Genomic DNA, 26612 nt, shown 5'->3' on the forward strand with positions numbered 1-26612 from the left:
CTAACCGATAGCCGTGCTCGCAGGCTCCAGCACGGCGATGTTCTCCGGCACGCGCTGGAAATAACGCGCCACCAACCGGGCGTAGTACGGATGGGTGCGATTGAGTTCCTCGTGATTGCCCATGCCCGAGATGCGGCCGCTCTCCAGGAAGTAGATCCAGTCGGCCTGCATCACCGTGGTCAGGTTGTGGGCGACGACGATGTTGGTGCGGCCCTTCATCAACAAGGCCAGGGCCTGCTTGACCTGATGCTCGGTCTCGCTGTCCAGGCTGGAGGTGGCTTCATCCAGGATCAGGATGTCGGGATTGCGCAGGAACATGCGCGCGATGGCGATGCGTTGCCGTTGCCCGCCCGACAGGTTGTTGCCCTGCTCGATCAGCTGCGTGTCCAGCCCTTCCGGCATGCGCGAGATGAAATCCAGGGCGCCGGCCTGCGCCGCCGCTTCCAGGATCATTTCGTCGCTGTAGCTGCCGGTAAGGCCGTAGGTGATGTTGTCGCGTACGCTGCCGGGCATGATCGGCGCGCCCTGGGCGACGTAGCCGATGCGGCTGCGCCATGAGGCCAGGGTGAAGTCGGTGATGGGCCGGCCGTCGTACAGCACTGCGCCGTCGCTGGGTTCGTAGAAACGCTCGATCAGCGACAGGATGGTGGTCTTGCCGTTGCCGCTGGCGCCGACCAGGGCCGTGGTCGTGCCCGGGCGGAATTGCAGGGTGACGTCCTGCAATACCTTGCTGCCCTGCCCGCCCGGATACGAGAACGACACGTCGCGGAACTCCAGCATGCCGCGCGCATGCTCCAGGATCTCGGCCTGCGTGCTCGTGTCTTCCACCGCGTCCTGCAGCAAGGATGCGATTCGGGTGGAGGCGCCCTTGGCTTTCTGGAACTCGGCGGTGAAGTGAGTCAGCTGCACCACCGGCGTGGCGACGTTGATGATGTACAGGACGAAGGCGGTCAGCGTGCCGATGGTGATGTCGCCCTTGCTGACCCGCATCGCCCCGTACACCAGGATCGCGATCACCGCGGCCATCAGCGCCAGGGTCATCAGCGGCTCGATCCAGACATTGACCTTGGCCTGGCGGATGCCGATCCGGCGGATGCCTTCTATCTCTTCGTCGCTGCGGCCGTTCTCGCGGGTTTCGGCGGTGAAGGCCTTGACCAGACGGATCTCGGAGAACACGTGGGTGAGGATCGCGCCGAGTCGGGCGGTACGGTCCTGGGTGCTGCGGGCCAGGCCTTCCAGCAGCATGCCCAGCGGAATCACCAGCAAGAACGCGCATCCCAGGCTGCCCAGCAGCATCAGCGTCAGGCGCACGTCCAGCAGGATCAGCACCGTCACCGAACCCGCCAACAGCAGCACGCTGGTGAGCAGATTGATGGCCTCGCGCGTCACCAGTTCGGAGATCGACTGGCAATCGTTCAACACCCGGCTGACCCAATCGCCGGTGCTGTTGCGGTCGAACGCCGCCACCGGCAGGGCCACGACCTTGCGCACCAGCAGGCCGCGCAAGGTCGCGACCACGCCGTAACCGACCCGCGACAGCAGGTAGGCGGTCAGGGCCGTGGCCAGCGCCGAGCCGGTCAGCGCCGCGGCCAGCAGCGCGATGCTGACCGGCTGCACGCCGCCGGCCGGGATCTGATCGACCACCTGCTTGGTCAGCATCGGAAACGCCAGGGTGCTGGCCACGGCGACGAAGGAACTGGCCGCCGCCGCGGCCAGCAGCGCCCGCGACGGCTGCGCCGCCCGGATCAGCTGCGCGAGCGGACCGCGGAAAAGGCCGGAGCGATTTGCCGCCGCGCGATTCACAACAGCAACTCCATCTTGCCGAACAGCAACTCGGCTTCGCGGCCCTGCGCGCGCAGCGTCGATTCGACCAGGCGCGCTTCCTTGAACTGGGTCGTCTCTTCCGAATACAGGATGCTGGTGATGTGGGTCAGCCACGGCTCGGCGCCCATCGCGTAGATGAAAAGGCGCTCGGGGTTGAAGTACTCGTGCATGCTCAGGGCCTTGGCCGAGTCGCAGCCGTCCAGGCGCCGCGACTGGTCTTCGCCGCGGGTGAGCATCTTCTGCAGCAACGGCCCGTACAGCCAGGTCGCCGGCGCGCCCACGCATTCCATGCCCAGGAACAGGCAGTCCACGCGCGGGAACATCGCCTTCAGCGGTTCGTAGAATTCCGGCGACGGCGGATTGGAGTCGGCGAAGAACAGGCAGGCGCGCTGATTCATCTCGATGCCGAACACCAGCTTGGCGCGGATGTCCAGATCGGCGTGCTCGCCGTAGAACGGCGCGCCGAGGATGCGTCCGCCCTTGAAGGTCACGCTCTCGTATTCGCTCAGCTCGGTGACGTTCTCGAAGCCGCAGCTTTCCAGCATCAGCTTGAGCGACACGTCGGCCAGGCCGCCGCCGCCGGCGCGGCCCACCACCACGTGATCGACGCGATGGCGCAGACGCAGCAGGGTCTCGAACACCACGTGGTCCTGATGCGGATGGGTGATCAGGACGTAGTCGATGCGTGCGGGCAGATCGTCGAAGGTGAAGTGCGGAATCTCCGCCTCGCCGGGATAGCTGATCAGCGGATCGATCAGGATGCTGACGCCGGCGCACTGGATCATCACGCAGGCATGGCCGAAGTAGCGGATGCGCGGGGTTTCCTGCGTCCACTCCGCGTCCTGCGCGGCCGGCTGGGGAACGTCCAGCATGCCCTTGAGCAGCGGCACCTCGCGCTCGGGTTCCCGCATGTACGGACGCAGGCGCTCGGCCAGGCCGTCGGCGTCGGCGGTGCCGCCGTACAGTTCGTTCCACAGCGGATCGCCGAACGGCAGGCTCAAGGTCACCGAGGTCTTGTCGGTCTTGATCTGCGGCGTGCTCAGCACGAAGGTGCGCGGCTCGTAGCTGGCTTTTTCCAGCACGCAGGTCTGCAGCTGCGGCGCGTTGAGCGGGCTGTTGTAGAAAATCGATTCGATGAAGCGCGCGCCGGGCTGCTTGCTGACGTCGTAGGAGATGTCCACGCCGTAGCGGATCAACTCATCGACCTGTGCGTACAGCGCCGGCACGCCGCTGCCCTTGGCCTGGCTGAACAGCATCTGGTACAGGTTGTTGATCGCATCGGCGCAGCGCAGGTGCAGCGAGCACTTGTCGATGGTTTCGTCGCGAAAGCGCGTCATGTCGGCCGGATCGCCAGTGTAGTTGATGAACGGTCCGCCGAGCAGCTCCGGGGTGTTGGACGAGACCAGGTGCTGCTCGGGATCGTCGATGAATGAATCCAGCATCGCCAGGTGCGCGTGCTTGGTGTAGAGACCCAGGGTCAGCGGCGACATCAGGTAGATGTGCGCGAACCACTGGTTGACGAGCGGAACGCTGCGCACATCGGCGGACAAGGACTGAAGTGTGTTCATGTTGACTCGACTTTGATGGAATGGTCTTTGGCAGGTTGAGCGGTGGCGTCGTGTTTGCCGGCGGCGGACACGACATGCAGCGGCCAGGCCTTGGCCAGGACGGCCGCGAGCTGGTTCACGTGGGGGAATCGCAATACGCTCATGTGGTCGCCATGCAGCGCGTGGATATCCAGGTTCTTCGCGTATCGGTGCCAGCCTTCGGCCTGCTCCGCCGGCGACAGCAGGGACCGCTGCACCGACGGCGGTTTGTCCGATGCCTGCGCGTTGAGCAGCACCACCGGGCCGGCATAGACCGCGGCGGGCTGGTAGCTGGCGTTCAAGTTGGCGGTGAACACGCGCAGCAAGGCCTGCAGCTGCGGCAGCGAGGTGCGCGGCGGCAGCAGCCCGGCATCGACCATGCACGCGAGCAGGCGCTGGTCCTGCTGGCGCGGATCGAGCGCGGCGAGCGTCTTCGCGCTCAGGCCCAGATCGCGGGCCTGATCCATCTCCAGCAGATCGACGAACTGCGTCAGCACTTCCAGGTGATTGGACGCGCGCACCCGCTGCGGCGGTTCGCAGTCGACCAGGATCAACGGCGCCACCGGTTCGCCGGCGCGTTCGAGCAGGCAGGCCAGCTCGAAGGCGATCCATCCGCCGAAGGAATGGCCCAGCAGATGGTAGGGACCGCCGGCGCCCATCGAACGGATTTCCGGCAGCAGGGCCCGCGCCGCGGCTTCCACCGAGGCGTGCGGCACCGACTTGCCGTCGTGGCCGCGCGACTGCAGTCCGGTCAGCGGCAACTGGCTGCCGCAGGCCTGGGCCAGCGACAGGAAGCAACTGACGTTGGCGCCGGCGCCGGGGATGCAGAACACCGGCGAGGTGCCCGGCTTGGCCGACTGGATGACGATGCCGGCCTTGTGCGGATGCGACGGCGGCGGCGTGGGTTCGGCTTCGGCCCGCGCCAGCAGCGCGTTGATGCGCGCGGCCAGCTGGCCCACCCGAGGTTCTTCCATGATCGACTTGTGGGTGCCGCCGACGACTTCCAGGCGCAGGTAGTCGCCCGCCAGTTCGGCCCAGCCGTGCGAAGGGTCCTTGCCGGCGGGGATGTCGGCGGTGAACAGATACGTCGGCATCGGCAGCAACTGCGGGCGATAGCTCAGGCAGGCGACCGACAACTGCTTCATCAACGCCGCGCGCCAGGACAGTTCTTCCGCGCTGAAGCTCGGCGGCAGCCAGCCGATGCCGCGGCAATGCGCCATCGCCGCTTCCAGGGTGCCGCGCGACTCCAGTGCTTCCACTTCGTCCTCGTCCAGGCTCGGGTCGAGATAACGGATGTGGCTGAAGAGGAAATCCCAGCGGAAACGCTCTTCGTCCTGCGGCATGTCCTGCGGCCGCAGATTGCCGGGACGGCCGCTGTCGATCATGCCGAGGAACTCGACGCTCTCGTCCTCGCCCAGCAGCTGTTGGGCCATTTCGTAGGCCAGATGGCCGCCGCCGGACCAACCGGCGAGACGATACGGCCCGCTCGGCTGCACGCTGCGGATCGCCTCCACGTAGCGCTTGGCGAGCATCTGCGCGGTGATGTGGCCTGCGGCGTCGCTGCGGTCGGCCTGCAGGCCGTAGACCGGCAGGTCGTCGTCCAGGTGCCGCGACAGACGCTCGTACGACAGCACTTCGCCGGTGGGCTCGTGGATGAAGAACAGCGGCCGCCGCGCGGCGCCGAAACGGATCGGCACCAGATGCCTGGACAGCGGCGCGCGGGCGACGCGATGGGTCCGGCTCGCCACGTCCTGCAGCGCGGGCGTTTCCACGATGGTGCGGATTTCCACCTCGAAACCGAGCTTGCGCAGGCGATCGACCACGTGGATCACCATCAGCGAATGGCCCCCGAGATCGAAGAAGCTGTCGTGACGGCCGACCTGTTCCACCTGCAGCAGTTCCGACCATATCTGCGCCAACGCGATTTCGATCTCGCCCTGCGACGCCTCATACGGGCGTTGCGCATAGGCCTCGCCTTCCGGCGCCGGCAGCGCCTGCCGGTCGAGCTTGCCGTTGGGCGTCAACGGCAGGGACTGCAGCACCACGCAGGCGGCCGGGATCATGTAGTCGGGCAACTCGCGCGACAGCGCCGCGCGCAACTGCGCGGTCTGCGGCGCTTGCTCGCCGACCACGTAGGCGACCAGGCGCTTGTCGCCGGGTCGGTCTTCGCGCGCCAGCACCACCGCCTCGCGCACGCCCGGCAGCTTCGCCAGTTGCGCTTCGATCTCGCCCAGCTCGATGCGCTGGCCGCGGATCTTGACCTGATGATCGTTGCGGCCGAGATACAGCAGCGTGCCGTCGTCCTGCCAGCGGGCCAGATCGCCGGTCTTGTACATGCGCGCGGCCGGGCGGTCGGAGAACGGATCGGCGAGGAAACGCTCGCCGGTCAACTGCGGCCGGTTGAGGTAACCGCGCGCCACCTGCACCCCGCCGATGAAGAGTTCGCCGGCCGTGCCCGCGGGCACCGGTTCGCCATGACGGTCCAGCAGATAGATCGCGGTGTTGGCGATCGGACGGCCGATCGGAATGTTTTCCGGCAGCGCGTCGTGATCGCAGGACCAGGCGGTGACGTCCACCGCGGCCTCGGTGGGGCCGTACAGGTTGTGCAGACCCACGCCCGGCAGGCTTTGGCGGAAACGCCGCGCCAACGCGCCGGGCAAGGCTTCGCCGCTGCACATGACCCGGGTGAGGCTGGCGCACGAAGCGGTGTCGGCCACATCCAGGAACACCTGCAGCATCGACGGCACGAAATGCATCGTGGTGATCCGCCGATCGCGGATGACCTCGGCCAGATAGCGCGGGTCCTTGTGCCCTTCCGGACGCGCCATCACCAGGCGCGCGCCGGTCATCAGCGGCCAGAAGAACTCCCACACCGACACGTCGAAGCTCGACGGCGTCTTCTGCAGCACCGCGTCGTCGCCGGTCAGCGCGTAGGCCTCCTGCATCCACTGCAGGCGGTTGACCACGCCGCCGTGCTCGTTCATCACCCCCTTGGGCTGGCCGGTGGAACCGGAGGTGTAGATCACGTAGGCCAGCTGATTCGCGCCGACCTGCGTCGTATCGGCATCGGTATCCGGCAAGGATTGCCACGCCGAGGCGTCGCGATCGAGCTCGATCACCGTCAAACCATCGCCGATCGGCAGGCCCGCGCGCACCTCGCTGTGGCTCAGCAGGACCTTCGGCGCGCTGTCTTCGAGCATGTAGGCCAAGCGCTCGGACGGATACGCCGGGTCCAGCGGCACGTAGGCGCCGCCCGCCTTCAACACCGCCAGCAGGCCGACCATCATCTCCAGGCTGCGCGGCATGGCGATGGCGACGCGCTCATCCGCGCCCACGCCGAGCGTGCGCAGGTGATGGGCCAGCCGGTTCGACTGCGCATTGAGTTCGGCGTAGCTCAGCCACTGGCCGTCCTGCGCCACCGCCACCGCAGCCGGCGTGCGCGCGACTTGCTGTTCGAACAGGTGATGGATGGCCTGCACTTGCGGATACGCACGCGCGGTGTCGTTCCAGGTCTGCAGCACTTGCCGGCGCTCGTCCGCGTCCAGGATCGCGATGCGCTCCACCGGCTGGCTGTCGTCCGCGGCCATGCCGCGCAATACGGCCTTCAGGTACTCGGCGTGGCGCGTCATCGTGGCGTGGTCGAACAAGGACGTCGCGTACTCCAGATTGCCGACGATGCGGCCGTCGAGCTCCTGCAGCCCCAGCGACAGATCGAACTGGGCGCTGCGGCGTTCGCCGCCGTCCAGGTCGCGCAACTGCAGCGCGCCCAGTTGCAGCGACGACTGCGGCGTGTTCTGCCAGGTGAACATCAGCTGGAACAAGGGGCTGTGCGCCATCGAGCGCGCCGGCTTGAGCACTTCCACCACTTGCTCGAACGGCACGTCCTGATGCGCTTGCGCCTGCAGCACCTGCTCGCGCACCCGCGCCAGCAGTTCGCTCACCGTCGGCTCGCCGCTCAGATCCAGGCGCAGCGCCAGGGTGTTGACGAAGAAACCGATCAAGGGCTCGACTTCGACCCGCGAACGATTGGCGACCGGCGTGCCGATCACCACTTCGTCCTGCCCGGCTAGACGCGACGCCACTGCACTCCAGGCCGCCAGCACAGTCATGTACAGCGTGGTGCCGTGCTTGCGCGACAACGCCCGCAGCGCCTCGCTCAAGCCGTCGTCCAGTTCCAGGTCCAGGCTGGCGCCGGCGTATTCCTGCACCGGCGGTCGCGGCCGATCGGTCGGCAAGGTGATCAATGCCGGTGCGCCGGTCAGGCGTTCACGCCAGTAGGTCTGCTGTTTCTGCTGCACCTCTCCGCTGAGCCATTGCCGCTGCCACAGCGCGTAGTCGGCGTACTGGATCGGCAACGCCGGCAGCGGATCGGTGTGGGTCGGCGTGCCGTCCAATGCATAGGCGCGATACAGCGCGCTGAGTTCCTCGACCAGCACGCCCATCGACCAACCGTCGGAGACGATGTGATGCAGGGTCAGCAGCAGCACATGGTCCTGCTCGCCGGCCTGCAGCAACCGCCCGCGCGCGAGCGGGCCCGTGGCCATATCGAACGGCGCCTCGACCTCGATCCGGCTCCAATGCGCCACCTGCGCCTCGACATCGTCCGCGCCGCGCAGATCCTGGCGCAGCAGGCCGAAGCGGCCGTGTTCGTCGATCCGCTGCACCGGCTGGCCATCGGCCACTTCGAAACGCGTGCGCAATGCCTCGTGCCGCTGCGCGATCCGGTCCAGCGCGGCCTGCAAGGCCTCCACGTCCAGCGGGCCGTGCAAACGCATGCCGCCGGCGATGTGGTACGCCGCGCTCGCGGCCTGATCCATCTGGGTGATGAACCACAAGCGCTGCTGCGCGAACGACAGCGGCAAGGCCTGGGTGCGCTCGGCGGCGACGATGGCCGGCAACGCCTCGCCCTGCCGCTGTCCGGCGACGCGGGCGAAATCCCGCAGCACCGGATGGGCGAACAGTTCCGGCAGGGCCACGTCCAGGCCCAGGCGCTGACGCAGTCGCGCGGTCATCTGCAAGGCCATCAGCGAGTGCCCGCCCAGTTCGAAGAACTGGTCCTGGCGCCCGACCCGCTCCACCCGCAACAACTCGCTCCAGATTTGCGCCAGCACGGTTTCCACCGGCCCTTGCGGTTCCTCAAAGACGCGCTGGCCGAAGGCGTCGCCTTCCGGCGCCGGCAAGGCACGGCGGTCGAGCTTGCCGTTTGGCGTCAGCGGCCACCGCTCCAACGCCACGTACGCCGCCGGGACCATGTATTCGGGCAAGGACAACTGCAGCTGCGTGCGCAACGCGTTGCTGTCCACCGACGCGTCGGCGGCCACGTAGTAGGCGACCAGCCGCTTGCTGCCGGGCAGGTCTTCGCGCGCGGCGACCACCGCTTCGCGCACGCCGAAGCACTGCGACAGCTTGGCTTCGATTTCGCCCAGCTCGATGCGGAAGCCGCGGATCTTGACCTGATCGTCGTTGCGGCCCTGATAGTCGATGACGCCGCCGGGCAACCAGCGGCCGATGTCGCCGCTACGGTACATCCGCGCCTGCGCATCATCGGCGAAGGGATCGCGCAGGAAACGCTCGGCGGTCAGTTCGGCGCGGTTGTGGTAACCGCGGGTGACCCCGGCGCCGGCGATATAGATCTCGCCGCTCACGCCCGCCGGCACCGGTTCGCCGTGCGCATCGAGGATGTAGATGCGGGTGTTGGCGATCGGACGGCCGATCGGGCAATAGCCCGAATCGTCCACGCCGGCCGAGGCCTCGTGCACCACGCAGCCCACCACGGTTTCGGTCGGGCCGTACTCGTTGACCAGACGCGAATCCGGGCTGAGCCGGCGCCACAAGGCCACCGTGGACGCCGGCAAGGCTTCGCCGCCGATCACGAACAACTGGCTTTCGCAGCCGGCGCCGAGTTCTTCCAGGCGCTCGCCGAGCGCGCGCAGATGCGAGGGCGTGATCTTGATCAGATGGCCGGCGGCGGCGCTCAGTATCCAGTTTTCCAATCCGACCAGTTCGTCGCCGTCGCGCAGCAGGTGTGCGCTGCCGCCGCTGATCAGCGGCAGATACAGGCTGGTCACGGTGGCGTCGAAGGCCACCGGCGAAGAGACCACCGCGTCGCGGCGTCCGCCGTCGGCGTAATGGCCCAGCGCCCAGCCCAGGTAATGCGCCAGCCCGCCGTGCTCGACCATCACCCCCTTGGGCTTGCCGGTGGAGCCGGAGGTGTAGATCACATAAGCCAGGGTCGCCGCGCCGATGCCCAGCGCCGACGGATCGGGATCGGCGTCGGACAGGCGCTGCCACGATGCGCAGGCATCGTCCACCAGCACCACGCTCGCGGTCATCAAGGCGCGGCTGGCCGGCAGTTGTTCTTCCAGGCTTTGCTGCGTCAGCACGACCTTGGGCCGGCTGTCGTCGAGCATGAAGGCCAGACGTTCGGACGGATATTGCGGGTCCAGCGGCACGTAGGCGCCGCCGGCCTTCAGCGTGGCCAGCATCGCCACCACCAACTGCGGGCCGCGTTCGAGCAACAGCGCCACGCGCTGATCCGGACGCACGCCGAGCGCGACCAGGTGATGGGCCAGGCGATTGGCCTGCGCGTTGAGCTCGGCATAACTCAGGCTGCCGTGCTCGGACACTACCGCCGGCGCGTCGCCTGCGCGGGCGGCCTGGGCTTCGAACCAGGTGTGGATCAAGTCTTGCGTGCGCGCGGCGTGCTCCGGCGCCGCCGGTTCCAGTGCGGCTTGCGCGGTGTCGTTCCAGTCGCGCAGCAGCTGGCGCCTGTCGTCCGAAGACAGCAACGGCAAGCGGCTGACCTGGGTCGCCTCTTCGGCGACCATCGCGCGCAACAGCACCTGCCAATGGCCGATCCAGCGCTCGATCGTGGCCGCGTCGAACAAGGCGCTGGCGAACACCACCTCGCATTCCAGGCGTTCGTCCATTTCCGTGACCGACCACCACAGATCGTTCTGCGCGGTGGCTTCTTCCACCGGCATCGCCTCGATCTGCAGGCCCGGCAGGCTCAGGCCGGCGTCGGCCATGTTGTGCATGACGAACACGACCTGATACAGCGGCGTGTAAGCCAGGCTGCGCACCGGCTTGAGCGCTTCCACCACCTGCTCGAACGGCAGGTCCTTGTTCGATTGTGCGGCCAGCGCGGTGGCGCGCACCTGGGCCAGGAACTCGGCCACGCTGGGATCGCCGGACAAATCGAAACGCAGGGCGACGTTGTTGATGAACAAGCCGATCAGCGGTTCAAGCTCGGTGTGATTGCGATTGACCATCGGCGTGCCGACGACGACATCGCCCTGCCCGGACAGGCGGCTCAGCAGCGCCGCCCACGAGGCCAGCAGGGTCATGTACAAGGTCGTGCCGTGGCGCTGGCTCAGTGCGCGCAGATCGCGGGTGATGTCGGCATCGACGAGGAAGCGGCGGCTTTCGCCGGCATGCTCCTGCACCGGCGGACGGGCGCGGTCGGTCGGCAATTCCAGCAGGCCGGGCGCGCCTCGCAGATGCTCGCACCAATAGGCCTGCTGGCTTTGCAGCAGCTCACCGTCGAGCCAGCGGCGTTGCCATACCGCGTAGTCGGCGTACTGCGCCGGCAGGGCCGGCAGCGGATCGATATCGGCCGGCGCTTCGTGCGAGGCGTAGGCGCGATACAGCTCGCCCAGTTCGTTGATCAACACACCCATCGACCAACCGTCGGAGACGATGTGGTGCATGGTCAGCAGCAGCACGTGCTCCTGCCCGCTCAGGCGCAACAGCCGTCCGCGAATCAGCGGGCCGCGGTCCAGATGGAAGGGTTCGTGCGCTTCGCGATGGCTGCACTGCGCCAACTCGGCGGCCGGATCGGCGCTTGCGCTCAGGTCCTGCCGCGCCAGGGCGAAGCTCGCCTGCCGGGCGATGCGCTGCACCGGCTGGCCTTCGACCAGTTCGAAGTGCGTGCGCAAGGCCTCGTGGCGCTGCACGATCCGGTCCAGCGCCGCCTGCAACGCGCTTTCGTCGAGCGCGCCGCGCAGGCGCAAGCCGCCGGCCATGTGATAGGCGCCGCTGGACTGTTGCCCCATCTGGGCGATGAACCACAAGCGCTGCTGAGCGAACGACAACGGAATGAGGTCCGGCCGCTGGCCTGACACCAGCGCGGGCAGGACATTGACCGCGGCCTCACTGACGTGACGGGCGAACGCGCTCAACACCGGTTCGAAGAACAGCGCCGACAGCGGCACGTCCATGCCCAGGCGTTCGCGCAAGCGCGAGCCCATCTGCACCGCCAGCAGCGAGTGCCCGCCCAGTTCGAAGAAGTGGTCCTGACGGCCCACCCGTTCGACCTGCAGCAACTCGGCCCAGATCTGCGCGAGCGTGGTTTCCACCGGCCCCTGCGGCGCTTCGAACTCGCGCTGCGCATAGGCGTCGCCTTCCGGCGCGGGCAAGGCGCGACGGTCGATCTTGCCGTTGGGCGTCAGCGGCAAACGTTCCAGCGTCACGTAGGCCGCCGGCACCATGTAGTCGGGCAGTTCCTGCGCCAGCGCCGCGCGCAACCGCGCGGTCTGCGCGATCTCGTCGCCGACCAGATACGCGACCAGACGCTTGTCGCCCGGGCGGTCTTCGCGCGCCAGCACCACCGCTTCGCGCACGCCGCTCTGACGGATCAGGTAGGCCTCGATCTCGCCCAGTTCGATGCGGAAACCGCGGATCTTGACCTGGTGATCGTTGCGGCCGAGGAACTCGACGCTGCCGTCGGCCAACCAGCGGCCGAGATCGCCGGTGCGATACATCCGCGCACCGATGCGGCTGGCGAACGGATCGTCGAGGAAACGCTCGCCGGTCAACGGCGCGCGGTTGAGATAGCCGCGGGCGACGCCGTCGCCGCCGATGTAGATCTCGCCGGCCACGCCTTGCGGCACCGGTTCGCCATGCGCATCGAGCACATAGATCGAGGTGTTGGCGATCGGACGGCCGATGCCGGCCGGCGGCGACGACGGCCGCACCCGATCGACCATCGACCACACCGTGGTTTCGGTCGGGCCGTACATGTTCCACAGCTGCCCGCAACGTTGCAGCAGCTCCGCGGCCAGATCCGGCGGCAGCGCTTCGCCGCCGATCAGCGCCTTGAAGCCTTCGCCGCCCTGCCAGCCCGCTTCGATCAGCAGGCGCCAGGTGGCCGGCGTGGCCTGCAGGATCGTCGCCGCGCGGCTTTCGAGCAGTTCCTTGAGGCGGGCGCCGTCCATCGCCTGTTCGCGGTGCGCCAGCACGATGCTCGCGCCGCTGATCAACGGCAACCACAGCTCCAGACCGGCGATGTCGAAGCTCAGCGTGGTGACCGCCAGCAGGCGGTCGCCGCGCTCCAGCCCGGGCTGTTCCTGCATGCTCAGCAGGAAGTTGCTCAGGGCCCGGTGCTCCACCATCACGCCCTTGGGCTGGCCGGTGGAGCCGGAGGTGTAGATCACGTAGGCCAGATGCCCGGCGCCGGCCGGCGAAACCTGAGCGTCGAGGTCGTGTTCCGGCAGCGACCGCCATGCCGATGCGTCGCGATCGATCTCGATCACCGCAGGGCCATCGACGGCCGGCAGATTCGCGCGCACCTCGCCGTGGGTCAGCAACACTTTCGGCGCGCTGTCTTCGAGCATGTAGCCCAGACGCTCGGACGGATACGCCGGGTCCAGCGGCACGTAGGCGCCGCCAGCCTTGAGGGTCGCCAGCAAGGCCACCAGCATGTCGGCAGTGCGCGGCATGGCGATCGCGACGCGATCGTCCGCGCCGACGCCCAGCGCCCTGAGGTGACGGGCCAAACGGTTCGAGCGCGCGTTGAGTTCGGCATAGGTCAGCGATCGGCCGTCGTGTTCCACCGCCACCGCGTCGGGCGCTTGCGCCACTTGTTGTTCGAACAATTGATGGATGCACTGCAGCTGCGGATACGTACGCGCGGTGTCGTTCCAGGCCTGCAGCACGTGTTGCCGTTCGCCCGCATCGAGAATCGCGATGCGCTCCACGGCCTGGCTGTCGTCCTCGCTCATGCCGCGCAGCACGGCCTTCAGGTAGCCGACGTGGCGCAGCATCGTCGCGCGGTCGAACAAGGCCGTGGCGTATTCCAGGCTGCCGACGATGCGGCCATCGACTTCCTGCATGCCCAGCGACAGATCGAACTGAGCGCTGCGATGCTCGCCTTCGTCGAGGTCGCGCAACTGCAGCGCGCCCAGTTCCAGTGCCGGTTGCGGCGTGTTCTGCCAGCTGAACATCAACTGGAACAGCGGGCTGTGGGCCATCGAACGCGTCGGCTTGAGCACTTCCACCACTTGCTCGAACGGTACGTCCTGATGCGCCTGCGCCTGCAGCACCCGCTCGCGCACCCGCGCCAGCAGCTCGGCCACATTCGGATTGCCTTGCAGATCCAGGCGCAGCGCCAGGGTGTTGACGAAGAAACCGATCAGCGGCTCGACCTCGACCCGCGCCCGATTGGCGACCGGCGTACCGATCACCACTTCGTCCTGCCCGGCCAGGCGCGAAGCCAAGACGCTCCACGCCGCCAGCAGGGTCATGTACAGCGTGGTGCCGTGCTTGCGCGACAAGGCCCGCAACGCATCGCTCAAGTCGTCGTCCAGTTCCAGGTCCAGGCTGGCGCCGGCATATTCCTGCACCGCCGGCCGCGGCCGGTCGGTCGGCAAGGTGATCAGCGCCGGCGCGCCGGTCAGTTGCTCGCGCCAGAACGTCTGCTGCTTGAGCTGGACCTCGCCGCTGAGCCATTGCCGCTGCCATAGCGCGTAATCGGCGTATTGCACCGGCAGCGCCGGCAGCGGATCGATCCGGGCCGGCACGCCTTCCAGTGCATAGGCGCGATACAGCGCGCCCAATTCGCCGACCAGCACGCCCATCGACCAACCGTCGGAGACGATGTGGTGCAAGGTCAGCAACAGCACGTGTTCCTGCTCGCCCAAGCGCAGCAGGCGACCGCGCGCCAACGGGCCGGCGGCCAGATCGAACGGCGCGGCGGCTTCGGTTTCGCTCCACTGCGCGACCTGCGCCGCGGCATCGGCGGCGTCGCTCAGATCGTGCCGCACCAGGCTGAAGCGGCCGTCCGCGTCGATGCGCTGCTGCGGTTGCCCATCGACCCGTTCGAAACGGGTGCGCAGCGCCTCATGCCGCTGCACGATCCGGTCCAGCGAGGCCTGCAGCGCGTCCACGTCCAGCGGGCCGCGCAGACGCAGGCCGCCGGCCATGTGATAGGCCGCACTCGCGGCCTGATCCATCTGCGCGATGAACCACAAGCGCTGTTGCGCGAACGACAGCGGCAGCGCTTGCGAACGCGGCGCGGCAACGATGGCCGGCAGAGCTTCGCCGTGCTTCTGCCCGGCGACGCGGGCGAAATGCTGCAGCACCGGCTGGGCGAACAGATCCGACAGCGCCACGTCCAGGCCCAGGCGTTGCTGCAAGCGCGCGGTCATCTGCAAGGCCAGCAGCGAATGCCCTCCCAACTCGAAGAAGTGATCCTGGCGCCCCACCCGCTCCACTTGCAGCAATTCGGCCCAGATCTGCGCCAGCGCGGTTTCCACCGGCCCTTGCGGCTCTTCATAGGCCCGCTGCGCGTAGGCGTCGCCTTCCGGCGCCGGCAAGGCGTGGCGGTCGAGCTTGCCGTTGGAAGTCAAGGGCAAGCGCGCCAGCATGACGTAGGCCGCCGGCACCATGTAGTCCGGCAACTCGCGCGCCAGCGCGGCGCGAAGCTCGGGCGTATCGGGAACTTCGTCGCCGACCAGATACGCGACCAGGCGTTGATCGCCCGGCTGGTCTTCGCGCGCGATCACCGCCGCTTCGCGCACGCCCGGCAGGCGCGCCAGCTGCGCTTCGATCTCGCCCAGCTCGACGCGGAAACCGCGCAGCTGCACCTGGTTGTCGATGCGGCCCAGGTAAATCATCTCGCCCGAATCCAGCCGCTTGGCCAGATCGCCGGAGCGGTACAGGCGTTCGCCGGGACGATACGGATCGGCGATGAAGCGCTGCCGGGTCAGTTCGTCGCGATTCAAATAACCCTGGCCGACGCCGAGGCCGCCGACGTACAGCTCGCCCGGCATGCCGGCCGGCAGCAGGCGCTGGTGGCTGTCGAGGATGTAGGTGCGCGTGGTCGGAATCGGCGCGCCGATGTTGCACGCGCCGCTCTCCAGGTCGGCCGCTTCCAGCCGCTTGAAGGTCACATGCACGCAGGTCTCGGTGATGCCGTACATGTTGATCAGTTCGACCTGCGGATGGACCGCGCGGAACTCGCGCAGCCGCGACGGGCTCAGCGCTTCGCCGCCGAAGATCACGTAGCGCAGCGCGGCCAGCGCCGGTTCGCCGCGGCGCACCGCGACGTCGGCCAGATGGTAGAACGCGCTCGGGGTCTGGTTCAGCACCGTCACCTGTTCGCGCTGCAGCAGTTCCAGGAACCGCTGCGGGTCCTTGCGCTCGGCGTGCGGCACGATCACCAGCCGTCCGCCGTACAGCAGCGCGCCGTAGATTTCCCAGACGGTGAAATCGAAAGCGTAGGAGTGGAACATCGACCATACGTCGCGTTCGGAGAAATCGAACTGCGACTGGTCGTTGATCATCAGGCGCACCACGTTGCGGTGCGACAGCAAGGTGCCCTTCGGGCGGCCGGTCGAACCGGAGGTGTAGATCACGTACAGCAGATCGTCCGGCGAGTTGAGCGGCGCCGGGTCGCTCGACGGTTGCGCGTCCACGGCGTCGCGGTCGCGATCCAGGACGATCGCCTGCGCCGCCGTGTCCGGCAACGCCGCGACGCGCTCGGCGCTGGTCAGGACGAAGCGGCAACCCGCGTCTTCAAGCATGAAACGCACGCGGTCCTGCGGGTACTCCGGATCGATCGGCACATAGGCCGCGCCGGCCTTGATGACCGCGAGCATGGCCACGATCATCTCCGCGCAGCGGTCCAGGCACAGCGCCACCCGCTCCTGCGCCAACACGCCGCGCGCGCGCAGGTGATGGGCCAGGCGATTGGCGTGTTGGTTGAGTTCGCGATAACTCAGGCGGACATCGCCGCAGCTCACCGCGATCGCGTCGGGCGTGCGCGCGGCCTGTTCCTCGAACAGCCGCGTCACGGTCTTGTCGTGCGGATAAGCGGCGTCGGTCTGGTTCCAGGCCAGCAGCGTTTGCTGCTCGGATTCCTCCAGCAGCGGCACGTCGTCGATGACCGCGGCCGGATCGTCCACCGCCGCGCGCAGCAGGCGCACGTAGTGGCGCATCATCAGCTCGATCAGCCAGGCGTCGAAGAAATCCGCGTTATAGGCCACCCGCGCCTGGAAGCCGTCGCCGGCCGGGAACAGATGCAGGTGCAGGTCGTACTTGCCGTAACCCAGGTTGGTCTCCATCGGCAAGGCTTCGACCGCGCCGGCGCGGATCGGCCGGCCGCTGTCTTCGTCGTACTGGAACAGCACGTCGAACAAGGCCGTGCGGCTCATGTCCTTTTCCGGATCGAGCTTGCGCGTCAGCAGTTCGAACGGCATGTCCTGATGCTGCAAGGCGCGCCGGCGCGTATGCGCCAGCGATTGCAGCAGGCGCTCGAAACTGCAGTGCGCCGGCAGCTTGGTGCGCAACACCAGCAGGTTGGCGACCGGGCCGACCAGGGTTTCGAAGCCGGCATGGTCGCGGCAGGCCGCGCCGGTGCCGATGACCAGTTCGTCATGACCGGCGTACCGGCGCAGGAAGGCGTTGAAACCGGTCAGCAGCACGTCTTCGACGCTCACGCCGCGCATGTCGGCCAGAGTACGCAGGCGCGAGCCGAGTTCGCCGTCGAGGGCGAAGGCGTGGCGCGCGGCGGTGAAGGTATGCACCGCCGGCCGCGGCCGGTTCAAGGGCAGTTCCAGCGCCTGCAGGCGGTCGTGCAACTGCTGCTTCCAGTACAGCAATCCGGCTTCGATGAACTCCGGCGTCTGCGCCGCCTGCCAATGGGCGTAGTCGCCGAACTGCAGGCCGGTCGCGGGCAGATCGGGGCTGCGCCCTTCGATCAGCGCCTCGCAGGCCTGCACCAGTTCGCGCGCCAGCGCCTGCATCGACGGGCGGTCGACGACGATGTGATGCGCGGTCACGCACAGCAAGGCATCGGCGCCGGCGCCGCGCCACAGCGTGGCGCGCAGCAGGCGGTCGCGACCGAGCGCGAACGGCCGCGCGGCATCGGCCAGCGCCGCCTCCAGCAAATCTTCGCCCTGCACGGTAACGCGCGACAGCGTCAGCGAGCCGTCGCGATCGATCTGCTGCCAGGCGTTGGTGCCGTCGCTGCGGATCGAGGTGCGCAGCGCGTCGTGGCGGGCGATGACGGCATTGAGCGCCGCCTCGATATGCTCCGCCGATACGCCGGCGTCGAACTGCAGCAGCAAGGGCACGTTGTGGTAGACCGGCGAGGTCTCGTAGACCTTGCCGGTTTCGAAAGCGTCGATGAACCACAGGCGCTGCTGATGATGCGACAGCGCGATGCGCTCGCCGCTGTCGAGCCGGCCCGCGGCGGCCGCCGGCAAGGCCAGCGCCTGGGTGCCCGGCAGCGCCAGTTCGTCGATGCGCGTGGCCGGCGCGCGGCTCAACTCGATCAGCAGCCGGTTGAAGTGCCCGGCCAGACGCTCGATGGTTTCCTCGCGGAACAAGGCCTGACTGTATTCGTAGGCCAGATGCAGCGCGCCGTCGCGCTCGGTGACGTACACGGTCAGATCGAACTTGGCCGTATGCTCCGGCGGCGGCAACGCCTGCATGCTCAGGCCCGCCAGCTGCAGCTGCTCCATCGGCATGTTCTGCATCAGCAGCATGACCTGGAACAGCGGCGGCACGCCGGCCTTGCGCGCCGGTTTGACCACGTCGAGCACCTGCTCGAACGGCAGGCCCTGGTGGGCGTAGGCGCCGAGCAGATTGGCGCGCACCTGGCGCAGCAGTTCTTCGAAACGCTGCTGCGGATCGATGCGGGTGCGGATCGCCAGGGTGTCGAGAAACAAGCCGATCATCGGCTCGAACTCGGCGCGGTCGCGGTTGGCGACCACCGTGCCCAGGCAGATGTCGGTCTGCGCGTTGTAGCGCGACAGCATCACGCTCAGCGCCGCGGTCAACACCATGAACGGCGTCGCGTGCTCGCGCCGCGCCAGATCGGCCAGCGCCTTGCTCGCGTTGGCGGGCAGCCACGCCTCGACCATGCCGCCCTTGAAATTCTGTTCGGCCGGACGCGGCTTGTCGGTGGGCAGGCTCGACATCGCCGGCGCGCCGGCCAGATGCGAGCGCCAGTAATCCAGATGGCGGCTCTCGGTGCCGGCGTCGAGCCACTGGCGTTGGGCCACGGCGTAGTCCGCGTATTGCAGCGGCAGCGGCGGCAAGGGATCGACCGCATGAGCCACGCCGCCGGCCGCGTAAGCCCGGTACAGGACGCCGAGCTCATGGATCAGCACGCCCATCGACCAGCCGTCGGAGACGATGTGATGCATGGTCAGCAGCAGCACGTGCTCCTGCTCGCCCAGGCGCAGCAGGCGCCCGCGCACCAGCGGCCCGGTGCTCAGATCGAACGGTTCTTCCGCCTCGACTTCGCTCCAGTACTCGACCTCGGCCTGCGCATCGTCGGCCTGGGTCATGTCCTGGCGGATCAGACTGAAGCCGTTCGCATCGCTCAGCCGCTGCGCCGGTTGTCCATCGATCACGGCGAAATGCGTGCGCAGCGATTCGTGCCGCTGCACGATCCGGTCCAGCGCCGCCTGCAGCGCGTCCACGTCCAATGGCCCCTGCAATCGCAGGCCGCCGGGGATGTGATAGGCGACGCTGGCGTGCGCGCCCATCTGCGCGATCAACCACATCCGCTGTTGCGCGAACGACAGAGGCACGACCTGCGGACGCGACTGCGGCTGCAGCGCCGGCTGCGCGCCGCGGGCGGCCTGGTGGGTCAGCGCGGCGAATTCGTGCAGAACCGGTTGCGCGAACAGATCCGACAACGCCACCTCCAGGCCCAGTTGCTGGCGCACGCGCGAACTCATCTGCACCGCCAGCAGCGAATGCCCGCCGAGTTCGAAGAAGTGGTCGCCGCGGCCGACGCGTTCGACCTGCAGCAGTTCGGCCCAGATTTGCGCCAGCGCGGTTTCCACCTCGCCCTGCGGCGCTTCATAGCTGCGCTGGGCGTAAGCGTCGCCGTCCGGCGCCGGCAAGGCGCGGCGGTCGAGCTTGCCGTTGCGCGTCAGCGGCAGGCGCTGCAGCGCCACGAAGGCCGCCGGCACCATGTATTCGGGCAGTTCCTGCGCCAGGGCCGCGCGCAGTTCCGCGCTGTGCGGCAAGGCGTCGCCGACCACATACGCCACCAGGCGCTTGTCGCCCGGGTTGTCTTCGCGTGCGAGCACGATGGCCTCGCGCACGCCGGGCTGCTGCGTCAGGCAGGCCTCGATTTCGCCCAGCTCGATGCGGAAGCCGCGGATCTTGACCTGATGATCGTTGCGGCCGAGGAACTCGATCGTGCCGTCCTCCAGCCAGCGGCCGAGGTCGCCGGTGCGGTACATCCGCGCGCCGTCGCGGTTCGCGAACGGATCGTCGAGGAAACGCTCCGCGGTCAACTCCGGACGGTTCAGATAGCCCAGCGCAACGCCGACGCCACCGATATACAGCTCGCCGGCCACGCCTTGCGGCACCGGTTCGCCGTGCGCATCGAGCACATACACCGACGTGCCGGCGATCGGTCCGCCGATCGGTACGTTGCTCATCGACTCGGGAACGCGGCCGATCTCGCAGGTGGTGGCGAAGGTGGTGGTCTCGGTCGGGCCGTAGCAGTGAATCAGATGGCGCGGGCCTTCATGCGCCAGCAACCGCGCGAACTTGTCCGGATCGGCGCGTTCGCCGCCGCACATCAGATAACGCAGACCGGCCAGGGCGCGCGGTATCGCCAGCACGTACTGATTGAACAAGGCGGTGGTGACGAACATCGCCGTCACCTGCTGTTCGCTCAGCGCCTGGGCCAGCCGCGCCGGCTCCAGCAGCACGTCGGCCGCGATCACCACCAGCCGGCCGCCGTTGAGCAGCGCGCCCCACACTTCCATGGTGGTGGCGTCGAACGCCGGATTGGAGGCGAACGCCACGCGGTCGCCGGCGTCGAACGGCGCGTAGCCGTTGTCGCGCACCACGCGGCCGATGGCGCGATGCGGCACCATCACGCCCTTGGGCTGTCCGGTCGAACCGGAGGTGTACATGATGTAGGCCGTGGCCTCGCTGTCCACGCTCGCGCCCAGGTCGTCGGCCGCGAGCGCATGCAGGTCGATGCTATCGAGATCCAGGCGCCGCGCTCCGCCCAGCGGCGGCAAGGTCTCGTCGGAACGGGTGATCAGGATCGCGGCGGCGCTGTCCTGCAGCAGAAAGGCCTGGCGTTCGATCGGCGCGTTCTGGTCGATCGGCACGTAGCAGGCGCCGCATTTGAGAATGGCGATCTGCGCCGCGACCAGATCGGTCGAGCGCTCCAGCACGATCGCCACGCTGTCGCCCGCGCTCACGCCGAGCGAGCGCAAATGACGGGCCAGGCGGTTAGCCGCTTGATTGAGTTGCCGGTAGCTGGTGTGGCGGCCGTCGTGGACGACGGCCACGGCATCGGGCGTGCGCGCGGCCTGTCGTTCGAACAGTTCGTGGACGCACTGGGTTTGCGCATACGCCGTCTGCGCGGCGCCCCATTGCTCCAGCAACTGGGCGCGCTCGGCCTGCGCCAGCACGCCGACGCGCCAGGCCGGCGTTTCGGCCGTGCGTTCCAGCGCCTGCACCGCCTGCTCCAGCACGCGGTGCATGTACTCGCACATGCGCTGCGCGTCGATCGGCGAGGCGATCTGCAGGCCCAGATGGAAATCCTGGCCGAGATCGTCCACCGACAGGCTCAGCGGATAGTTGTGGCGCTCTTGCGCGGCCAGGACCTCGATGCCGTCGCCCAGGCCGGCGTCGGACACGTTGTCGAGTTCCAACGTGCTGTGGCGATAATTCAACAGCGCGGAGAACAGCGGCGTGGACGACGGCAAGGCGCTGCAGCGCTGCGCCAGCGCCAGCGGCGCGTGCTCGTGCCAGACCAGTTGCGACAGACTGGCATGGGTGCGGCGGATGCTTTCGCGCACGCTCGCCTCACCCAGACGGATGCGCACCGGCAAGGTGTTGATGAACAAGCCCATCGCCCGATCCGCGCGCGCGCCGCCGTGCATGCGCCCGAACAGCACCGTGCCGAACACCACGTCCTCTTGCCCGGTGGTCTTCGCCAGCACTTGGCCCCAGGCCCAATGGAACACGCTGGCCGCGCTCACGCCCAGGGCCTTGACCTGCGCGCGGATGCGGCGCGACAGGTCGCTGTCCACCGCGCGGTGCGCTTCGCGGATGTCCTGGCCGCCGCCCTGCACGTCCTTCAGGCCGAACGGCGTGGTCGGTTCCTCGACATCGCCGAGCATCTCGCGGAAATACTGTTCGTGCTCCTGCACGCTCACGCCCAGACGCGCCTGGGCGACGAAATCGCGGAACGGCACCGGCTCGGACAGCTCATCGCCGCGGCCGCTCTGGATCAAGGCCAGTTCCTGCATCAGCAGGTCGCTGGTGATGTGATCCATGATCAGGTGATGCTGCAGCAACACCAGCAGCCAACGTTGCTGGCTGGCGTCGAAGGCGGCGAAGCCGCGCATCTGCGGCGCGCTGCGCACGTCCAGGCGGTAATGCGCCGGATCGGTGTAGGCGCGCAGATGCGTTTCGACGTCGGCGCCGTCCAGCACCAGCGTTTCTACTTCGATCGTCGCTTCGCGCCAGACCACCTGCACCGGTTCGGGCAGGCCTTCCCACTGCACCGCGGTGCGCAGCACGTCGTGACGGCCGATCACCGTCTGCAGCGCTTGCACGAAACCGTCCAGGCGCTCGCGCGAATCGAAGGCGAGCGTGGTCGACAGCAGGTAGGGGTCGCCCTGCTGATGCAGCAGGTGATGGAACAGGATGCCTTCCTGCAACGGCGCCAGCGGATAGATGTCCTGGATATTGGCCGCGCCGCCGGGCACCGCATCGACGATGCGCGCCAGTTGTTCGGCATCCAGCGCCACCAGCGGCAACATCTGCGGGGTCAGCTCGGTGCAGCCCGGTTCGATGCCGTTGGCCGGCACCGGCACTTCGCGCCAGTCGCGCTGCCGCGCCTGCTCCACCGCCTGCGCCAGCGCCGACAAGGTCGGCTGCGCGAACAGCGTGCGGATGTCGGCGTACAGCTGTTGATGGCGCATGCGCTCCATCAACTGCACGGCGAGCAGCGAATGGCCGCCGAGTTCGAAGAAATGATCCTGGCGGCCGACTTGCTCGACCTGCAGCAGTTCGGACCAGATCTGCGCCAGCGCGGTTTCCACCGCGCCCTGCGGCGCTGCATACGCACGTTGCGCGTAGGCGTCGCCTTCCGGCGCCGGCAAGGCGCGGCGGTCGAGCTTGCCGTTCGGCGTCAGCGGCAGGCGCTCCAGCGTCACGTAGGCCGCCGGCACCATGTACTCGGGCAGTTCGCGCGCCAGCGCGGCGCGCAGGTCCGCGGTCTGCGGCAACGCGTCGCCAACCAGGTACGCGACCAGGCGTTTGTCGCCCGGGCTGTCTTCGCGCGCGTGCACCACCGCTTCGCCGACGCCGGGCAACTTCGCCAGTTGCGCTTCGATTTCGCCCAGCTCGATGCGGAAGCCGCGGATCTTGACCTGATGATCGTTGCGGCCGAGGAACTCGATCGTCCCGTCCGGCAGCCAGCGGCCGAGGTCGCCGGTGCGGTACATCCGCGCACCGATGCGGCCGGCGAAGGGATCGTCGAGGAAGCGCTCGCGGGTCAGTTCGGGGCGATTGAGATAGCCGCGCGCCACGCCCGCGCCGCCGATATAAATCTCGCCGGCCACGCCTTCGGGCACCGATTCGCCGTGCGCGTCGAGCACATAGATCGACATGTTCGCCAGCGGACGGCCGATCGACAGCGCGCTGGTCCGCGCCGAGCAATCCAGGACGCAGGCGTTGATGGTGGTTTCGGTGGGGCCGTAGGCGTTGGACAGCGCCGGACGATGGCCGCCGCGCGACCACCACGCTTGCAGGGCGGCGGGACTGACGGTATCGCCCCCGATGATGATCTGGCGCAGACCCGCGGGAATCGCGACGTCGGCGGCTTGCGCGAGCTGTTGCCAGAACAGGGTCGGCAGATTGGCTACGGTCAGCGCATGTTCCGCGCACAGCGCGCACCACTCGGACGGGCCGGTGATCCAGGCCTCGGTGCGCAACACCAGGGTCGCGCCGCTGAGCAAGGTGGTGAATATTTCCTCGACCGACACGTCGAAGGTCGGCGCGACGAACTGCAGGATCCGGTCGCTCGGCTGCAGAGCGTAATGCGCCTGCAGGGCGGTGATCTGATTGCACAGGCCGCGATGTTCCACCATCACGCCCTTGGGCTGGCCGGTGGAGCCGGAGGTGTAGATGACGTAGGCCAGATGCCCGGCGGTCACGCCCAGCACCGCGGTATCGAGGTTGCACTCCGGCGCCGAGCGCCATGCCGGCGCATCGGTATCGATCTCCACCACCGTCAACGACTCGGCCGCGGACAGGTTCGCGCGCACCTCGCTGTGGGTCAGCAATACCTTCGGCGCGCTGTCGCTGAGCATGTAGTTGAGGCGTTCGGACGGATAGCTGGGGTCCAGCGGCACGTAGGCGCCGCCGGCCTTCAGCACCGCCAGCACCGCCACGATCATGTCCGGGCTGCGCGGCATGCCGATCGCGACCCGATCGTCGGGGCCCACGCCCAGCGTCCTGAGGTGATGGGCCAGGCGATTGGCCCGGGCGTTGAGCTCGGCATAGCTCAGGCCTTGACCGCCCTGCTCCACCGCCGCCGCATCCGGGTTCGCCGCCGCCTGTTGTTCGAACAGTTCGTGGATGCACTGAGCATGCGGATAGGCGCGAGCGGTGTCGTTCCAGGCCTGCAGCACTTGTTGCCGTTCAGCGGCATCAAGAATCGCGATGCGCTCGATCGGCTGACTGTCGTCCTGACTCATGCCGCGCAGCAAGGCCTTCAGATACTCGACGTGGCGCAGCATCGTGGCGCGGTCGAACAAAGCCGTGGCGTATTCCAGATTGCCCGCGATCCGGCCGTCCACTTCCTGCAGCCCCAGCGACAGATCGAACTGCGCGCTGCGATGCTCGCCCTCATCGAGATCGTGCAGTTGCAGCGCGCCCAGTTCCAGCGCCGCCTGCGGGGTGTTCTGCCAACTGAACATCAGCTGGAACAGCGGGCTGTGCGCCAGCGAACGCGCCGGCTTGAGCGCTTCCACCACTTGTTCGAACGGCACGTCCTGATGGCTCTGCGCCTGCAGCACCTGCCCGCGTACCCGCGCCAGCAGTTCGCCCACGGTCGGGTTGCCGCCGGCATCCAGACGCAGCGCCATGGTGTTGACGAAGAAGCCGATCAGCGGCTCGACTTCCACGCGCGCCCGATTGGCGACCGGCGTGCCGATCACCACTTCGTCCTGTCCGGCCAGTCGCGACGCCAGCGCGCTCCAGGCCGCGAGCAAGGTCATGTACAGCGTGGTGCCATGCTTGCGCGACAGCGCCCGCAGCGCATCGCTCAACTCTTCGTCCAGTTCCAGTTCCAGGCTGGCGCCGGCGTATTCCTGCACCGCCGGTCGCGGCCGGTCGCTCGGCAGGGTGATCAGCGCGGGCGCGCCGGTCAGCTGTTCGCGCCAGTAAGCCAGTTGCTTGAGCTGCAGATCGCCGCTCAGCCATTGGCGCTGCCACAGCGTGTAGTCGGCGTACTGCACCGGCAACGGCGGCAAGGGATCGATTTGCGGCGACAGGCTTTCCAGGGCGTAGGCGCGGTACAGCGCGCTGAGTTCCTTCACCAGCACGCCCATCGACCAGCCGTCGGAAACGATGTGGTGCAGGGTCAGCAACAGGACGTGTTCGTCCTCGCTCATGCGCAGCAAGCGGCCGCGCGCCAGCGGGCCGGCGGCGAGATCGAACGGAGCTTCCACCTCGACCCGGCGCCACTGCGCGAGTTCGGCCTGCGGATCGGCGGCGGCGCTGACGTCATGCCGGCTCAGCGCGAAGGCCGCGTCGTCGTCGATCCGCTGCACCGGCTGACCATCGACCAGTTCGAAATGCGTGCGCAGCGCTTCATGCCGCTGCACGATCCGGTCCAGCGCGGCCTGCAGCGCTTGCGCGTCCAGCGGGCCGCGCAAGCGCAGGCCGCCGGCCATGTGGTAGGCGGCGCTGGCCGCTTCGTCCATGCGCGCGATGAACCAAAGGCGCTGTTGCGCGAACGACAGCGGCAAGGTCCGCGGACGCTCGCCGGCGATGATGGCGGGCAAGGCCGCGCCCTGCTTGTTCGCGGCGATGCGGGCGAACTCGTGCAACACCGGTTGCGCGAACAGGTCCGACAGCGCGACCTCCAGGCCCAGGCGCTGCTGCAGGCGGGCGGTCATCTGCAGGGCCAGCAGCGAGTGTCCGCCCAGGTCGAAGAAGTGATCCTCGCGGCCGACCTGTTCGATCTGCAGCAACTCGGCCCAGATCTGCGCGATCGCGGTTTCCAGCGGGCCTTGCGGCGCGGCGTAGGCGCGCTGCGCGTAGGCGTCGCCGTCCGGCGCCGGCAAGGCGCGGCGGTCGAGCTTGCCGTTGGGCGTCAGCGGCAGGCGCTCCAGCGCCACGTAGGCCGCCGGCACCATGTAGTCGGGCAAGGACTGTTGCAGATGCGCGCGCAGCGCATTGCTGTCCAAGGGTTGTTCGCCGGCGACGTAGTACGCCACCAGGCGCTTGTCGCCGGGACCGTCTTCGCGCGCATGCACCACCGCTTCGCGGATGCCGGGCAACTGCGCCAATCGCGCTTCGATCTCGCCCAGTTCGATGCGGAAGCCGCGGATCTTGACCTGATGATCGTTGCGGCCGAGGAATTCGATCGTGCCATCCGGCAACCAGCGGCCGAGGTCGCCGGTGCGGTACATCCGCGCACCGTCGCGGTTCGCGAACGGATCGTCGAGGAAGCGCTCCGCGGTCAACTCCGGACGGTTGAGATACCCGCGCGCCACGCCCGCGCCGCCAACGTGGATTTCGCCGGCCACGCCTTCGGGCACCGGTTCGCCGTGCGCGTCGAGCAGATAGATCGTCGTGTTCGCGATCGGACGGCCGATATGGACGATGGCGCCGTGCGGATCGAGACGGCCGGAGGTCGCCACCACCGTGGTTTCGGTCGGGCCGTAGTTGTTGATCAACTCGTAGGGAAGATCG

Annotated in this window: 3 protein-coding genes (1 of these 3 cut by a window edge); all 3 read right to left on the reverse strand. The window is 68.1% G+C overall.

Annotation, left to right across the window (positions count from 1 at the left end; all coding sequences use genetic code 11):
• Tightly spaced (each overlapping or abutting the next), the 3 genes in view from J7J50_RS13765 to J7J50_RS13775 form a layout consistent with a single transcriptional unit that may run on beyond the window.
• Positions 1–1803, reverse strand: a complete 1803-nt coding sequence (locus J7J50_RS13765) for an ABC transporter ATP-binding protein (RefSeq protein WP_215058684.1) — start codon at positions 1801–1803, stop codon at positions 1–3.
• On the reverse strand, positions 1800–3392 hold the full coding sequence (locus J7J50_RS13770; protein ID WP_215058686.1) for an MBL fold metallo-hydrolase: 1593 nt from the start codon (positions 3390–3392) through the stop codon (positions 1800–1802). The genes J7J50_RS13765 and J7J50_RS13770 overlap by 4 nt, the downstream gene beginning before the upstream one ends.
• On the reverse strand, positions 3389–26612 hold the 3' portion of the coding sequence (locus J7J50_RS13775; protein ID WP_215058688.1) for a non-ribosomal peptide synthase/polyketide synthase. 2363 nt of this gene lie beyond the right edge of the window; only the last 23224 of its 25587 coding nucleotides appear in the window; the start codon falls outside the window, past its right edge — the gene reads right to left on this strand; the stop codon is at positions 3389–3391. The genes J7J50_RS13770 and J7J50_RS13775 overlap by 4 nt, the downstream gene beginning before the upstream one ends.

This window comes from Lysobacter sp. ISL-50 (genome assembly GCF_018612875.1).
Taxonomy (GTDB): Bacteria; Pseudomonadota; Gammaproteobacteria; order Xanthomonadales; family Xanthomonadaceae; genus Lysobacter.